This is a genomic window from Pseudomonas sp. Marseille-QA0892 (genome assembly GCF_054950135.1).
The window spans coordinates 4315440-4329666 of sequence record NZ_CM143104.1; the positions used below are offsets into that span (position 1 = coordinate 4315440).

A 14227-nucleotide genomic window follows, 5' to 3' on the forward strand; every position below is an offset into this window, starting at 1 on the left:
GTGCGACCTCCATGTCTCGTCCGTTATCCTCGGCTTCGATCCTGATTGCTGATGCCGATCAGCGTTCGGCTGACCTGATTTGCCAGCTGATTCGCGCTATCCACAAAGATATGGACCTGACGGTCTGTGGCGACAGCGCTACGGCTATTGCATCCATACAGCAGGTACGTCCTGCGCTCATCATCGCCGACCATGGACTGCCGGGTATGGGTGGCGTTGGACTGCTCCAGGCATTGCGCCAGCCTCCTTTCGCCGAGCCGATTCCCTTTGTGCTTATCAAGGGGCGCGCAGATGTGCGAAGCGTGCGCGAGGCGTTACCGCTTCAGCCAGCAGCGTATCTTACTGAGCCGTTCGACGCTGAGCGGCTGATGGCGCGGATTGCTCCGCTTCTGGGGCAACTCTGCGAGGATGCCGAACGAATTCTGCCGGCCTCAGAGCAAAGGAATCTTGATGGTTTCCTGATTAATCGACGCAGCCTGAGCGAGGGCGCGCCCATGCCCGGCAGCATTCACCAGCTGGTTCAGCTATTGCTGGACCATGAGTGCGACCTCGGTACGATCGAGCGGGCGTTCTCAAGCGATCCACAGATTACGGCAGTGCTTATCAAGGCGGCGAACAGCGGCGACCGCCATAGCGCGAGAGCTTGCCAGACGTTGGCCCAGGCGTTGCCACGGCTTGGGGTAAAGCACAGCATCAACCTGGCCATGGGGCTTTCCTTGCGCAACGGCGCTCGCCTCGAAGATCCCGCACTTTCCGTTATTGCCGAGGAATTCTGGGGGGTGTCCCAGCGAACGGCAGAGATAGCTCGTAGCCTTGCGACGACCCTACAGGCTGACGCGGATCGTTGTTACACAGCGGGACTCCTTCATTGCCTGGGGGATCTGACGGTGCTGCGCGTACTTCAGGACTGGCGTAACGAAGGCGGTGAACTCGATGATGCGCAAATAGCGGAGAGTTTGCGCGCGCACGCTGCTGGCTTTGGAGGGGCGCTGCGCGTCCGCTGGCGACTGCCGCTGGAGCTCAGGGAGATCATCGGCGCCGCATGGGTGCTGGGTGGCGGCGTCTACACGCGAGAGGTGTTGATCCTTCATGTCGCTGCACGTTATGCGCGAATGGACGGTGATGATCTTGAGGCGATACTCGAGACCAAGGCGGCGCGAATGCTAGGTTTGAAAGCGGACATGCTCGAGCGCGTTCCCGCGGCGGCTTAGCTGAGGTGCCGGCCCGGGCGCGCTCGATGTCGAGCCTTACAGGCTCAACGTCCAGTCGTAGTCGACGATCAGCGGTGCGTGCTGTGAGAAGCGCGGCTGACGCGGCAACTTGGCGTTGCGCACAGAGCGGCGCATGCCAGGCGTAAGGATGTGATAGTCGAAGCGGAAGCCGAGGTTCAGTAGTTCAGCCTGTTCACTGTCGGCCCACCAGCTGTACTGCTCGCCTTCACGGCTGACTTCACGCAAGGCATCGACATAGCCCATGTTGCCAAAGACTTCGTCCAGCCAGGTGCGCTCAGGCGCCAGGAAGCCAGGCGTTTGCTGGCACTCACGCCAATTCTTCACGTCCATCTTCTGGTGTGCGACGTACAGCGAACCGCAATAGATGTACTCGCGACGCTTGCGGCGCTGCTTGTTCAGATACTGGGTGAAGTCGTCCATGAACTTGAATTTCTGATTCAGGTTCTCGTCGCCGCCCTGCCCGGATGGCAGCAGCAAGCTGGCGATGCTTACCTTGTCGAAATCCGCTTGCAGGTAGCGCCCGTAGCGATCCGCCATCTCGAAACCCAAGCCGTAGATCACTGCCTTGGGTTGCAGGCGCGAGTACAACGCGACGCCTCCCTGGGCAGGTGATTCGGCATCAATGGAGTACTGGAAGTAGCCGTCCAGCTGGAGGGCTTGTTCTTCCATTTCGACGATGGAGGCTCGGGTGTCCTGCAAGCAGATCACGTCGGCATTCTGCGCCTGAAGCCAGCTGAGCAGACCCCGCTCGACCGCAGACTGAATGCCATTCACGTTTACACTGATGATCCGCATAAATGGCCCCCAAAAACACGTGCGTGTATGATAACCGAGCTCGCTCCAATTAGCTAAATCCGTGCCGCCCGAGAGATTTTTTCATGCAGGACTATCAACGCGACTTTCTTCGTTTTGCCATTGATCGCGGTGTACTGCGGTTCGGTGAGTTCACGCTCAAGTCAGGACGCGTCAGCCCCTATTTCTTCAATGCCGGCCTGTTCAACAGTGGCCTGGCGCTGGCTCAGCTCGGGCGTTTCTACGCGTCTGCCATCGTCGACAGCGGTGTCGAGTTCGATGTCCTGTTCGGGCCGGCCTACAAAGGCATCCCGCTGGCTTCAGCAACAGCCGTCGCATTGGCCGAACAGCATGGGCGCGACGTGCCATGGGCGTTCAATCGCAAGGAAGCCAAGGCCCATGGTGAAGGCGGTACGCTGGTAGGTGCACCGGTGGAGGGCCGCGTGCTGATCGTCGATGACGTCATCACTGCGGGTACGGCAATCCGTGAAGCCATGCAGATCATCGAAGGGCAGAAGGCCACTGCGGCTGGCGTGTTAATTGCACTGAATCGTCAGGAGCGCGGCAAGGCCGAGCTGTCGGCGATCCAGGAAGTCGAGCGTGACTTTGGGTTGTCCGTGATTAGCATCGTGTCGCTGGACCAGGTTCTGGAGTACCTGGCTGACGATGCGTCTTTGAGAAATTTCCTGCCGTCGGTGGAAGCGTACCGCCAACAATACGGCGTCTAGCAAGGGATTCACGAATGATCCGGTCGATCCTGGCAATGGCTGTTCTGGGTATCGGCGTCACCTGTGCCTCCGGCGTTCACGCCGAACTCTACCGTTATGTGGATGATCGCGGCGTCACCGTGCTCGATCGCCAAGGCGTACCGCCCGAATTTGTCGGTAAGGGTTATGAGGTGCTGAACGAGCAGGGGCGAGTGCTCAAGGTCGTTCCGCCAGCGCCTACGGCTGAGGAGCGGGCCAAGCGTCAGGCTCGTGCGCTGCAGACCACGGCCGACCGGCGCCTGCTTCGACTCTATGCGAGCGTCGCCGATGTGGACCGCGCGCGGACACGCAAGCTGGCCGAACTGGATGGACTTATCGGCGTTGCCAACGGCAACCTGCAGTCCTTGCGTCTGCAGGAAAGCACGCTGCTGTCCCAGGCTGCCGAATACGAGCGTGCGGGGCGTGAAGTCCCAGCCAATATCGTGGCGCAGCTCAAAAGCATCGGCGGGGAACAGGCGCACCTGGCCAAGGAAATTGAGCGTCACCAGCAGGCACGTGCGCAGGCAGAAAAGAACTTCGAGGCGGACCGCGCCCGGGTAGAAACGCTGCTCCACGGACGCTAGCAATCGACCTACAAAAAAGCCGGCAATGCCGGCTTTTTCGTTTATGCCGTCGCTGGACGGCTACGGTTGGTGATCAGCGTACCGACACCAATATCTGTGAAGATTTCAAGCAATACGGCGTTGGGAACGCGGCCGTCCACGATATGGGCGCTGTTCACGCCATTCTGGACGGCTTCGAGTGCGCAGCGAATCTTGGGCAGCATGCCGCCGTAGATGGTGCCGTCGGCAATCAGACTGTCGACCTGCTCGGTGGTCAGGCCTGTCATGACCTGACCCTGCTTGTCCATCAGGCCCGCAATGTTTGTCAGGAGCATCAACTTCTCTGCCCGCAGCGCCTCAGCCACCTTGCCGGCAACGAGATCGGCGTTGATGTTGTAGGACTCACCTTCCGGGCCGACGCCAATTGGCGCGATGACAGGAATGAAGTTACCCCGAACCAGCATGTTCAACAGCTCGACATTGACGCCGGTGACTTCGCCGACGTGCCCGATGTCAACATTTTCCGGTTTCGTCATCTCCGGTGTCTGGCGCGAAACGGTCAGCTTCTTGGCGCGAATCAGGTCCGCATCCTTGCCTGTGAGGCCAATCGCGCTGCCGCCATGGCGGTTGATCAGGCTGACGATGTCCTTGTTCACCTGGCCGCCGAGGACCATCTCCACCACGTCCATGGTCTGGGCGTCGGTAACACGCATCCCGTCAACGAAGCGGCTCTCGATGTTCAGACGGTTGAGCAGATCACCAATCTGCGGCCCGCCGCCGTGAACGACTACAGGATTGATGCCCACCGCCTTCATGAGCACCATGTCGCGTGCGAAGCCAGCCTTGAGCTCTTCGCTCTCCATGGCATTGCCGCCGTACTTGACGACCAGCGTCTTGCCGACGAACCGGCGGATGTAGGGCAATGCTTCCGAAAGGACAAGTGCTACCTGGGAAGCGGCGTCGCGGCTTAATGTCATGTTGGGCTCCATAGAGGGGTGACAGGCCGGGGAAGGAAAGACGAAGGAGACCGAAGGCTGCCGTGTCAGGCGTCGATACGTCCGGCATATCGACGCCTGAGAGGAGATGCGCACCCCGGCGCTCGCTGCCAGAGGCGAACGAAGGCCAGTCGCAGTCGCGAACGGAGGGCCTGGCGATCAGGCCCTCCGACGACGTCAGAACGGTACGTTCAGGTCAGGGGCGACAGTATAAAGCTGCTTGCGGAATACGTCTTTGATGCGGGCGAGCTCTTCCTCGGTTTCCGCTTCGAAGCGCAGGACCAGGACGGGCGTGGTGTTCGAGGCGCGCACGAGGCCCCAGCCCTTTGGATAGTCCACGCGCACGCCATCGATGGTCACAAGGTTCGCATCACCCCACTGTGCATCGCTGCGCAGCGCGTCGATGATCTCGAACTTGCTCTCTTCGGTAACCGTGATGTTGATTTCCGGAGTAGCGACGTCGTTCGGGAAGGCCGCGAACACCTTCTCGGCGTCGCGGTTATCCTGACTCAGGATCTCCAGCAGGCGCGCAGCGCTGTAGATGCCGTCATCAAACCCGTACCAGCGTTCCTTGAAGAACACGTGGCCGCTCATTTCGCCGGCCAGAAGAGCGCCGGTTTCCTTCATCTTCTTCTTGATCAGCGAGTGGCCGGTCTTGTACATGACCGGACGGCCACCGTAGCCGCTGATGAGCGCGGTCAGGCGACGGGTGCATTTCACGTCGTAGATGATGTCCGAGCCGGGGTTGCGCGAGACGACGTCCTTGGCAAACAGCATCAGCAGGCGATCTGGGTAGATGATGGTGCCCGCGTTGGTCACCACGCCGACGCGATCGCCGTCGCCGTCGAACGCCAGGCCAAGGTCGGCACCGGTTTCGCGGACTTTCGCGATCAGGTCTTCCAGGTTCTCGGGCTTGCCCGGATCCGGGTGGTGGTTCGGGAAGTTGCCGTCGACTTCACAGAAGAGCGGTACGACTTCGCAGCCCAGCGCTTCGATCAATTGCGGCGCGATCACGCCGGCCACACCGTTGCCGCAGTCAACGACAACCTTGAGTTTGCGGGCAAGCACGATATCGCCACGGATCTGCTCGAAATAGCGCTGGAGTACGTCGACCTGTTCGACGGTGCCGTTACCGCTCGCCAGGTTACCGGTCTCGATACGCTCACGCAGGACCTGGATCTGCTCGTTGGCCAGCGTGTCGCCTGCAATGACGATCTTGAAGCCGTTGTAGTTCGGCGGGTTGTGGCTGCCCGTGAGCATCACGCCGGATTTGCCGGCCAGGATGTTGGCGGCGTAGTAGAGGACAGGCGTGGGCACCATTCCGATATCACTGACGGTGCAGCCGCTTTCGGCGATGCCCTGAATGAGGCCCTGGACCAGCTCGGGGCCGGACAGGCGACCGTCGCGGCCGACCGCCACGTTCGGCTCGCCCTTGGCGAGGCTTTCGGAGCCGATGGCACGACCGATCCAGTAGGCTGCCTCGGCGGTCAGGCTTTCGCCGACCACGCCGCGGATGTCATAAGCGCGGAAAATGCTGGCTGGCAATGCGGGGGCTTGAACGGTGCTCATTGCGGGGTCTCGCTCCTGAGTGTCGAGGCCCAGCAGGTGCTGGTCCTCATCGAGAAAATCCATGTCGAGGAAGTCGACGTCCAGAGGATCGACTTCGCCAACACGCGGGCTCGGGCCCGTCGTGGTGGCGGGGGCCGAGGACGGCTCCTGAACTTCTGTAGCTGCCGGCGCTTCGGGTTGGGCCACCGAGGTTGTCTGTGGTCGACTGCGCGAAAGGCTGACAAGGCGCTGCGCCAACGTATCGAGTGCTGGCAGGCTCAGGCCCGGCACTTTGATAGCGCGTCCTGCAGAGAGTTCCAGCACCGCACGCTCCAATATCGAGGCGTCTTGGGTAATGCGTCGGGCCTCGGCGCGGCGGTTCAGTAACAGACCAAGGAGCGCACCGGCGAGCGCGACGATACAGGCGATTCCGATCCAGATCGGGGAGGCTGGAGGGCTTAGTGACGGGCCAGGCCGGAAGCCCAGGAACCAGTGCGGGTTGCCGGTCTCGCGTTCGACACGCCCGCCGCCAGCTGCCGCCCCCGTGCGATAGAGGGTTTGCGCGGGGTTACTGCCGAAGCGCTGCTCCAGTTCGATCTGGCCTGTGCCGGGCGGGATCGGCGGTAAATAGCGCAACAGGTTCGCCAGTTCCGTCACCCGAAGTACGGTTCCGACGACCGGCGCTTCGGGTGATTCACGTACCGCTGAAGCGCTATAGACCAGCCAGCGCTCGCCGACGCGGTAGGCTTCCGCGGTTGGTCGCTCGCCTGCTTCAGCGCGGCGGATGAGATCGAGCGCGGCGTAGCCGATAGGGGCGGGTGCCGAGTTCTCCTGCGCTGCTGCGCCGCGAGGGAAGAGGCGCATGCTGACTGCGCCAGGCACCGTCGAAAGGCGCTGCTCCTGCCGAAGAATCGCGTCGGGGCCTTCGTTCAACGCATTTCGCAGTTCGGCCTGGCGGGCGGTCTGTTGCAGGTCGTCATGGGCGGCAGCCAATACCTGACGCAGGGCACCGGCCTGGCTATCTGCCCAGATGGCAGCCAGCGCCTGCCGCTGCGTATGGTGCTGGCCATCGAGAGCCATGAACCAGAGGATCGCACCGGCGATGGCGACACTGACTACGACCGCCAGCGCTCCAGGCAGGAGCGTGCTCTGGCCGGTGGCGTTTCTGGAAGGGTTGGCGGACGCGGCGGGCGCGTCCTTGGCCTTGCGCTTGAAGAGCTTCACGGCGGTCTCCCGGTATCGCGTCCGCGCCTTGGGTTTCAGCGTGTGCCTGAGTGGCCGAAGCCGCCTGCACCTCGTTGACTCTGGTCGAATTCCTCAACGATGTCGAAGCTCGCTTGCACGACAGGTACCAATACCAGCTGAGCAATCCGCTCACCCACAGTAATCGTGAACGGTGTCTCACCGCGATTCCAGCAGGACACCATCAGTTCGCCCTGGTAATCCGAGTCGATGAGCCCGACCAGGTTGCCCAGCACGATGCCGTGCTTGTGACCGAGGCCGGAGCGAGGCAGGACGACAGCGGCCAGACCGGGATCTGCAATATGAATCGCAAGCCCCGTTGGGATCAGGAGGGTTTGACCCGGCCCAAGCACCGTGTCTTCCTTGAGCATGGCGCGCAGGTCCAGGCCCGCCGACCCTGGGGTGGCATAGGCTGGCAGGGGGAAGTCCTGGCCGAGGCGGTGGTCAAGGATCTTGGCTTGAAGGCTGTGCATGGTTCAGTTCCGGGTCTGTGCAAAGCGTAGGCGAATGAAGTCGATCAGCTGGCGAGCAATCTTGGTCTTGCTGGTCTGCGGGAAGCGGGTCTCGTGCAACTCCCGGTCGATGACGCTGCAGGCGTTGTCTTCGCTGTTGAAGCCAATGTTGGGGTTGGCCACGTCATTGGCGACGATAAGGTCGAGGTTCTTGTCACGCAGCTTGCGGGCCGCATACTCGATAAGGTTCTCGGTTTCGGCGGCAAAACCTACGCTGAAGGGGCGATCCGCCCGCTGCGCCAGCGTCGCGAGGATGTCCGGATTGCGTACGAGCTCCAACAACAGGCCGTCACCGCGGGTGGGGTCCTTCTTGAGCTTCTGTGGCGCGATGACTTCGGGACGATAGTCCGCGACTGCAGCAGAGGCGATCAGCACGTCGCATGGCATGGCGGCTTCACAGGCGGCCAACATGTCGCGGGCACTGATCACATCGATGCGGTTGACGCGATCTGGCGTCGGCAGATGCACCGGGCCGGTTACGAGCGTGACCTGAGCGCCTGCTTCGACCGCGGCTTCGGCGAGGGCGAAGCCCATTTTTCCCGAGCTATGGTTGGTGATGTAGCGCACCGGGTCGATGTTTTCCTGGGTCGGCCCGGCCGTGATGAGCATACGGACGCCATCGAGGATGCGGCTCTCGAAACAATCGGCAGCGCGCAGCGCCAGTTCGTCAGGTTCGAGCATCCTGCCCATTCCCACATCGCCACAGGCCTGGCTTCCAGCCGCAGGGCCGAACAGACGAATGCCGCGCGCCTGGAGTGCTCCGGCATTCGCCTGGGTGGCCGGGTCGCGCCACATGGCCTGGTTCATGGCTGGGGCGACGGCGACTGGAGCATCGGTGGCCAGTACCAGTGTGGTCAACAGGTCGTCGGCTACGCCCTGGACGAGCCGTGCCATCAGGTCCGCGGTGGCCGGGGCAATGAGCACCAGGTCTGCCCAGCGCGCCAGCTCGATATGGCCCATGGCAGCTTCGGCCGCAGGGTCAAGCAGATCGAGGTGGACGGGGTTGCCGGAGAGCGCTTGCAAGGTAAGCGGGGTGATGAATTCGCGTCCGCCCTTGGTCATGACGACCCGGACGTCGGCGCCCTGATCGCGCAGGCGGCGGACCAGTTCGGCGCTCTTGTAGGCGGCGATGCCACCGCCCACACCCAGAATGACGCGTTTGCGATACAGCCGTTGCATAGGCCTGCCTTGTTGGAATGAGAGTCGCGTCTCGCTGCGGGCATGTCCGCCCGGGCGGGGCGCGGGAGTCCGCTAAGATATCACAGCGCCCCCAGACGATAAGAAGGCGCCGGTTTCGGTTACGTAATGGGGCGGGCACCGGTTTGGTAAAAGCCAGGCTAGGCGAGGTAGAGCAACGACAAGGAGTGTCGATGAGTATTCGAAACTGGCCCGCGGCAGAGCGGCCCCGAGAAAAGCTGCTCGAGCATGGGCCAGCTGCGCTGACGGACGCGGAGCTTTTGGCTATCTTTCTGCGTACGGGTGTGGCGGGCTGTAGCGCAGTGGACCTGGCGCGTCGGTTGTTGAACGAATTTGGCAGCCTGCGGGCCTTGCTCGAGGCGGACCTGGAACGCTTCAGTCAGCACATGGGCCTGGGGCCTGCCAAGTTTGCCCAGCTGCAGGCGGTACTGGAGATGGGGAAGCGCCATCTTGCCGAAGGGCTGCGTCGAGATTCGGCCTTGGAAAGCCCGCAAGCGGTCCGGGATTACCTAAAAGCTCAGCTCCGGCATGAGCCGCACGAAGTATTCGGCTGCCTTTTTCTCGATTCAAAGCATCGCGTACTGGCGTTCGAGGTCCTGTTTAGGGGCACGATCGACAGTGCTTCGGTCTATCCCCGTCAGGTTGTGAAGCGCGCGCTTTCTCATAACGCTGCTGCGCTGATCCTGACGCACAATCATCCGTCGGGCGTATCCGAGCCCAGTCAGGCGGACCGCGTCCTCACGCAACGGCTAAAGGACGCGTTGGGATTGATCGATGTGCGGGTGCTGGACCATTTCATCGTGGGCGATGGCGAACCACTGTCGATGGCCGAGCTGGGCTGGATGTAGTCCTGCCCGGTTCCGCTGAAGGTCAGGAGCCGACTTTCACCTTTGAGAAGTCGACGCGGCCGAAGGGGCTGGCGTCAAAGCCTTCGACATCCGAGCGCAGCAGCGTGGCTGCGGTTGGATGCGCCAGCGGCAGCCACAGCGCCTGGTCATGAATGATGCGCTGGGCTTTTTCGTAAAGCGTGCTGCGCTCGCTCTGCTCGCGCCTCTGTTTACCCTCTGTGATGAGGGTGTCCAGCTGTTTGTCGCAATAGCGCGCGAAGTTCAGGCCGGACTGTACCGACGCGCAAGCAAATTGCGGCGTCAGGAAGTTGTCCGGGTCGCCGTTGTCGCCCGCCCAGCCCATGAACAGCAGGTCGTGCTCGCCGGCCTTGGCGCGGCGAATCAGTTCGCCCCATTCGATCACACGGATCTCCGCCTTGATGCCGACCTTCGCCAGGTCCGCCTGCAGCATCTGGGCACCCAGGCTGGGGTTGGGATTGAGCACGCTGCCGGTAGGGCGCGTCCAGATAGTCGTGCTGAAGCCCTCGGCTACGCCTGCTTCGGCCAGCAGTGCCTTGGCCTTTTCCGGATCGTGGCTGTAGGCCGGCAGGCTCTCCGCGTAGCTCCAGGTGTTGGGCGGGTAGACGCCTTCGGCTGGCGTGGCGCTGTCCTCGAAGACAGCCTTCACATAATGCGCACGGTCAAACGCATGGTTGATCGCCTGGCGTACCTTTGGATTGTCCAGCGGCGGGTGGCTGCTGTTGATACCGACGAACGCCGTCATGAACGCGGGCGTTTCAGAGACCTTGAGGTTGCTATCCTTACGGGCTTCGGCGACGTCCAGTGGCTTGGGCGACAGCGCGACCTGACATTCGCCGCGGCGCAGCTTCTGCAGGCGTACATTCGTGTCCGGCGTGATCGCGAAAAGCAGCGGGTCGACATCCGGCTTGCCGCCGAAGTAATCCGCATTAGCGGTATAACGGACAACCGCATCCTTCTGGTAGCGGCGGAACACGAACGGGCCGGTACCGATGGGTTCGGCGTTCAATTTCTCCGGCGTCCCTGCGGCCATGAGCGCGTCCGCGTATTCCTTGGAATAGATGGAGGCGAAGCCCATGCTCAGCGTGGCCAGGAAGGTGGCGTCCGGATGCGTCAGCGTGATCGTGACGGTCGACGGATCGGCCGCTTCAACCGACTTCACCAGGCTCGGCCACTGCATCGATTGCGCATGTGGATAGCCGCTGGCGGCGGTCTTGTACCAGGGGTGCTCCTTGTTCAGCATCCGTTCGAAGCTGAACACCACATCGTCCGCGTTCATCGGGCGCGATGGCTTGAAATAGTCGGTCGCGTGAAACGTCACACCCTCGCGCAAATGGAACCGATAGGTCAGGCCGTCTTCGGAGATGTCCCAGCGCTTGGCCAGGCTTGGCACCAGGGCCTGGGCCTTGGCGTCGTAGTCAACCAGGCGGTTCATCAGCACGTCAGCTGAGGCATTGGTCGTGGTCAGCGCGTTGTACTGGACGACATCGAAACCATCCGGGCTGGCTTCGGTGCAGACGGTGAGCGCAGCGGCGTTGGCGAAGGTAGGCGCGAGTAGCAGGGCGAGGGCGGCTAGGCGCATGACAGGACTCCTGAAAGAAATACCGACCCATCCGGCTGGGGTAAGGTCATGCAAGGCGCTGAACACGCCTCGGAGCGTCTACCCTAGACCATGCTGACCAAGCGGACAATGAAATCGGCTGACGAACGGCGCAGGCCGGCGATAGCGCCCGTGGCCCGTGGTGCCTGGGGTGCCTCCTGCTTTTCCGCCGACGGCATGTGTTGTCGCGGGATGACCTTTCTGCTATAAAGGCGCGCTCTTTTCTGGGGCCAGCTATCCGGGCCGCTCAGGCTGCATCGCGAACGGGTCGTTTGGAAGACGCGGCGAGCGATGGTCGGGCCAGGCGCGACAAGCGCTAGAGCCGGACGCCATGACCGTTTAACGGTCGCTAATCCCCGGCAAGATTAACGTTCATAGAGTCAATAGCAGCCAACCCATGCCGGGTTGGGCATGTGGTAACAGAGGGCTGAGGCATGTCGAGAGTCTGTCAAGTTACCGGTAAGGGTCCGGTAACCGGGAACAACGTTTCCCACGCGAACAACAAAACCCGTCGTCGTTTCCTGCCGAACCTGCAGCATCACCGTTTCTGGGTTGAAGCTGAAAAGCGTTTCGTGCGTCTGCGCGTATCTGCCAAGGGCATGCGCATCATCGACAAGCGTGGCATCGAGGTCGTACTGGCCGAACTGCGTGCCCGCGGCGAAAAGTTCTAAGGAGAGGCAAACATGCGTGATTTGATCCGTTTGGTGTCCAGCGCCGGTACCGGCCACTTCTACACCACCGACAAGAACAAGCGCACCACCCCCGACAAGCTCGAGATCAAGAAATTTGATCCGGTGGTTCGTAAGCACGTGATCTACAAGGAAGCCAAGATCAAGTAATTGATCGACGCTTTCGAAAAAGCCCGCCAATTGGCGGGCTTTTTCATGCCTGTTCGAAGATCACATAGACCTTGCGGCACGGCTCGATGACTTCCCATGTGCCGCTAAAGCCTGCCGGGACCACGAAGCGGTCGCCCTTGCGCACCGTTCTGGCTTCGCCCATATCGTCACGCAGAATCGACACGCCTTCCAGAATCTCGCAGTACTCGTGCTCGGTGTAATGGACCTTCCACTGGCCAACAGCGCCTTCCCATTCGCCCACGTTGAATTGGCCGCAAGCGCTGGCGTAGTGGTTACGTACGGTCTGGTCTGGCGTGCCGGAAAGAATCTTGTGTTCGGCGGGGCGGTAGGCTTCGACGGCAGAGGCCGCCTTTGCAAGATCGATGATGGGCATATCGGCCTCTCGGTACGCAAAAAAGCAGTCTATGTTTGAGAAATTGCACAGTTCAAGGCTGCGCAGCGCCTGTTCGTAAAAAATATTGAAAATCGACGAGTCGCTGATTTAGGGTGGCTGACGTCTTGTTCATCACATTCTGCGGCGCGACGCGTTCGCGTCCCTTGGAGGACTCCAGCATGGCCGATATTACCTTCGCTCAGTGGCAGGAGCGCGCCCAGTCGCTCACGATCGAAAGTCGCGCCTTTATCGACGGTCAGTACCGCGATGCGGCGTCCTCCGAGCGTTTCGATTGCATCAGCCCTGTCGACGGTCACGTGTTGGCCCAGGTCGCCAGTTGTGACGCTGCGGACGCTGACGCCGCTGTTGCCGCGGCGCGTCGCGTGTTCGAAGCCGGCACTTGGTCACGCATGGCGCCCGCCAAGCGCAAGAGCATCCTGATTCGCTTCTCGCAGCTATTGCTAGATAACGCCGAGGAGCTGGCGCTGTTGGAAACGCTGGATATGGGCAAGCCCATCAGCGACTCGTCCGGCATCGACATTCCCGCCGCAGCCAATGCGATCCGCTGGAGCGCCGAAGCGATCGACAAGGTCTACGACGAAGTCGCGCCGACGCCACACAATCAGCTTGGCCTGGTCACGCGTGAGCCCGTAGGCGTGGTAGCGGCGATCGTGCCTTGGAATTTCCCCTTGCTGATGGCGAGCTGGAAGCTGGGTCCGGCACTGGCGACGGGGAATTCGGTCGTTCTGAAGCCGTCCGAGAAGTCCCCGCTGACGGCGATTCGTGTCGCTCAACTGGCGGTCGATGCCGGCCTGCCTGCTGGCGTTCTGAACGTGGTGCCCGGGTATGGCCATACGGTAGGCAAGGCGCTGGCCCTGCACATGGATGTGGACACTGTCGTGTTCACCGGCTCTACACGCACCGCCAAGCAGCTGATGGTGTACGCCGGCGAATCCAACATGAAGCGCGTGTGGCTCGAAGCCGGCGGCAAGAGCCCGAACATCGTGTTCGCCGATGCCCCTGACCTCAAGGCCGCAGCCGAGTCGGCGGCCAGCGCCATCGCTTTCAACCAGGGCGAAGTGTGCACAGCCGGGTCCCGCCTGCTGGTCGAGGCGTCGATCAAGGACCAGTTTCTGCCCATGGTGGTCGAGGCGCTGAAGGGCTGGAAAGCCGGCAACCCACTGGACCCGGCAACCAACGTCGGCGCGTTGGTCGATACCCAGCAGATGAATACCGTGCTGTCCTACATCGAAGCCGGGCACAGCGATGGCGCGAAGCTGGTGACGGGCGGCAAGCGTGTTCTGGAGGAAACCGGCGGCACCTATGTGGAGCCGACCATTTTCGATGGTGTGACCAATGCCATGAAGATCGCGCAGGAAGAGATCTTCGGCCCCGTGCTTTCGGTGATCACCTTCCAGGATGCCGAGGAAGCCGTTCGCATCGCCAACGACACCCAGTACGGCCTCGCGGCGGCCCTGTGGACGAGTGATATCTCCAAGGCGCACCTGACGGCCAAGGCCCTGCGCGCGGGCAGTGTCTGGGTAAACCAGTACGACGGTGGCGACATGACCGCGCCGTTCGGCGGCTTCAAGCAGTCCGGCAACGGTCGTGACAAATCGCTTCATGCCTTCGACAAGTACACCGAGCTCAAGGCCACCTGGATCAAGCTGTAACCTTCACGGCCCCGGCACCCCGCCGGGG

14 protein-coding genes are annotated in these 14227 nt (G+C 61.8%); 7 read left to right on the forward strand and 7 right to left on the reverse strand.

Annotated elements, in window-relative coordinates; translation table 11 throughout:
- Positions 1–11: 11 nt before the first annotated feature.
- Complete coding sequence (locus tag ACY8D3_RS19975) at positions 12–1211, forward strand: HDOD domain-containing protein (protein WP_462380577.1); 1200 nt, start codon at positions 12–14, stop codon at positions 1209–1211.
- 36 nt (positions 1212–1247) lie between these two features.
- Here ACY8D3_RS19975 and ACY8D3_RS19980 read toward each other — a convergent pair whose 3' ends face one another.
- Positions 1248–2027, reverse strand: a complete 780-nt coding sequence (locus ACY8D3_RS19980) for an exodeoxyribonuclease III (protein ID WP_462380578.1) — start codon at positions 2025–2027, stop codon at positions 1248–1250.
- An 83-nt stretch (positions 2028–2110) separates the two neighbouring features.
- Here ACY8D3_RS19980 and pyrE point away from each other — a divergent pair, with 83 nt between their 5' ends.
- Positions 2111–2752 carry an orotate phosphoribosyltransferase gene (gene pyrE / locus ACY8D3_RS19985; protein WP_462380580.1) on the forward strand — a complete coding sequence of 214 codons (642 nt, stop codon included), beginning with the start codon at positions 2111–2113 and terminating at the stop codon, positions 2750–2752.
- 14 nt (positions 2753–2766) lie between these two features.
- A complete protein-coding gene (locus tag ACY8D3_RS19990; protein ID WP_462380581.1) occupies positions 2767–3354 on the forward strand; it encodes a DUF4124 domain-containing protein in 588 nt (195 codons plus the stop codon).
- Positions 3355–3395: 41 nt separating this feature from the next.
- Here ACY8D3_RS19990 and argB read toward each other — a convergent pair whose 3' ends face one another.
- The 4 genes from argB to coaBC form a co-directional block, all read right to left on the reverse strand.
- The gene (gene argB, locus ACY8D3_RS19995; RefSeq protein WP_462380583.1) at positions 3396–4310 is read right to left on the reverse strand and encodes an acetylglutamate kinase; all 915 of its coding nucleotides are present in this window, start codon (positions 4308–4310) and stop codon (positions 3396–3398) included.
- A 195-nt stretch (positions 4311–4505) separates the two neighbouring features.
- Positions 4506–5897, reverse strand: coding sequence for a phosphomannomutase/phosphoglucomutase (gene algC, locus ACY8D3_RS20000; RefSeq protein ID WP_462384462.1), 1392 nt, complete (start codon positions 5895–5897; stop codon positions 4506–4508).
- A gap of 1238 nt (positions 5898–7135) precedes the next feature.
- Positions 7136–7591, reverse strand: a complete 456-nt coding sequence (dut, locus tag ACY8D3_RS20005; RefSeq protein ID WP_462380584.1) for a dUTP diphosphatase — start codon at positions 7589–7591, stop codon at positions 7136–7138.
- A gap of 3 nt (positions 7592–7594) precedes the next feature.
- Positions 7595–8809 (reverse strand): bifunctional phosphopantothenoylcysteine decarboxylase/phosphopantothenate--cysteine ligase CoaBC, encoded by a 1215-nt coding sequence (gene coaBC, locus ACY8D3_RS20010; RefSeq protein ID WP_462380585.1) that lies wholly within the window; start codon positions 8807–8809, stop codon positions 7595–7597.
- A 191-nt stretch (positions 8810–9000) separates the two neighbouring features.
- Between coaBC and radC the strand changes: the two genes are divergently transcribed.
- Entirely contained in the window at positions 9001–9675 is a 675-nt protein-coding gene (gene radC, locus ACY8D3_RS20015) for a RadC family protein (protein WP_462380586.1), read from the forward strand.
- 22 nt (positions 9676–9697) lie between these two features.
- On the opposite strand, the gene ACY8D3_RS20020 is transcribed toward radC, so the two are convergent.
- Positions 9698–11275, reverse strand: coding sequence for an ABC transporter substrate-binding protein (locus tag ACY8D3_RS20020; RefSeq protein ID WP_462380587.1), 1578 nt, complete (start codon positions 11273–11275; stop codon positions 9698–9700).
- A 452-nt stretch (positions 11276–11727) separates the two neighbouring features.
- Between ACY8D3_RS20020 and rpmB the strand changes: the two genes are divergently transcribed.
- Both rpmB and rpmG read left to right on the forward strand, forming a co-directional pair.
- Positions 11728–11964, forward strand: coding sequence for a 50S ribosomal protein L28 (rpmB, locus tag ACY8D3_RS20025; RefSeq protein WP_462380588.1), 237 nt, complete (start codon positions 11728–11730; stop codon positions 11962–11964).
- 12 nt (positions 11965–11976) lie between these two features.
- On the forward strand, positions 11977–12132 hold the full coding sequence (rpmG, locus tag ACY8D3_RS20030) for a 50S ribosomal protein L33 (protein ID WP_131649089.1): 156 nt from the start codon (positions 11977–11979) through the stop codon (positions 12130–12132).
- 43 nt (positions 12133–12175) lie between these two features.
- Here the strand turns inward: rpmG and ACY8D3_RS20035 are convergent, their stop codons facing one another.
- Positions 12176–12526 carry a cupin domain-containing protein gene (locus ACY8D3_RS20035; protein ID WP_462380589.1) on the reverse strand — a complete coding sequence of 117 codons (351 nt, stop codon included), beginning with the start codon at positions 12524–12526 and terminating at the stop codon, positions 12176–12178.
- A 179-nt stretch (positions 12527–12705) separates the two neighbouring features.
- Here ACY8D3_RS20035 and ACY8D3_RS20040 point away from each other — a divergent pair, with 179 nt between their 5' ends.
- Positions 12706–14199, forward strand: a complete 1494-nt coding sequence (locus tag ACY8D3_RS20040; protein ID WP_462380590.1) for an aldehyde dehydrogenase — start codon at positions 12706–12708, stop codon at positions 14197–14199.
- The last annotated feature ends 28 nt before the right edge of the window (positions 14200–14227 follow it).

What these genes read in the sequence shown, in the direction of transcription:
- ACY8D3_RS19975 (WP_462380577.1), top strand. Translation starts at nt 12, where the DNA reads ATGTCTCGTCCGTTATCCTCGGCTTCGATCCTGATTGCTGATGCCGAT.
- ACY8D3_RS19980 (WP_462380578.1), bottom strand. Translation starts at nt 2,027, where the DNA reads ATGCGGATCATCAGTGTAAACGTGAATGGCATTCAGTCTGCGGTCGAG.
- pyrE (WP_462380580.1), top strand. Translation starts at nt 2,111, where the DNA reads ATGCAGGACTATCAACGCGACTTTCTTCGTTTTGCCATTGATCGCGGT.
- ACY8D3_RS19990 (WP_462380581.1), top strand. Translation starts at nt 2,767, where the DNA reads ATGATCCGGTCGATCCTGGCAATGGCTGTTCTGGGTATCGGCGTCACC.
- argB (WP_462380583.1), bottom strand. Translation starts at nt 4,310, where the DNA reads ATGACATTAAGCCGCGACGCCGCTTCCCAGGTAGCACTTGTCCTTTCG.
- algC (WP_462384462.1), bottom strand. Translation starts at nt 5,897, where the DNA reads ATGAGCACCGTTCAAGCCCCCGCATTGCCAGCCAGCATTTTCCGCGCT.
- dut (WP_462380584.1), bottom strand. Translation starts at nt 7,591, where the DNA reads ATGCACAGCCTTCAAGCCAAGATCCTTGACCACCGCCTCGGCCAGGAC.
- coaBC (WP_462380585.1), bottom strand. Translation starts at nt 8,809, where the DNA reads ATGCAACGGCTGTATCGCAAACGCGTCATTCTGGGTGTGGGCGGTGGC.
- radC (WP_462380586.1), top strand. Translation starts at nt 9,001, where the DNA reads ATGAGTATTCGAAACTGGCCCGCGGCAGAGCGGCCCCGAGAAAAGCTG.
- ACY8D3_RS20020 (WP_462380587.1), bottom strand. Translation starts at nt 11,275, where the DNA reads ATGCGCCTAGCCGCCCTCGCCCTGCTACTCGCGCCTACCTTCGCCAAC.
- rpmB (WP_462380588.1), top strand. Translation starts at nt 11,728, where the DNA reads ATGTCGAGAGTCTGTCAAGTTACCGGTAAGGGTCCGGTAACCGGGAAC.
- rpmG (WP_131649089.1), top strand. Translation starts at nt 11,977, where the DNA reads ATGCGTGATTTGATCCGTTTGGTGTCCAGCGCCGGTACCGGCCACTTC.
- ACY8D3_RS20035 (WP_462380589.1), bottom strand. Translation starts at nt 12,526, where the DNA reads ATGCCCATCATCGATCTTGCAAAGGCGGCCTCTGCCGTCGAAGCCTAC.
- ACY8D3_RS20040 (WP_462380590.1), top strand. Translation starts at nt 12,706, where the DNA reads ATGGCCGATATTACCTTCGCTCAGTGGCAGGAGCGCGCCCAGTCGCTC.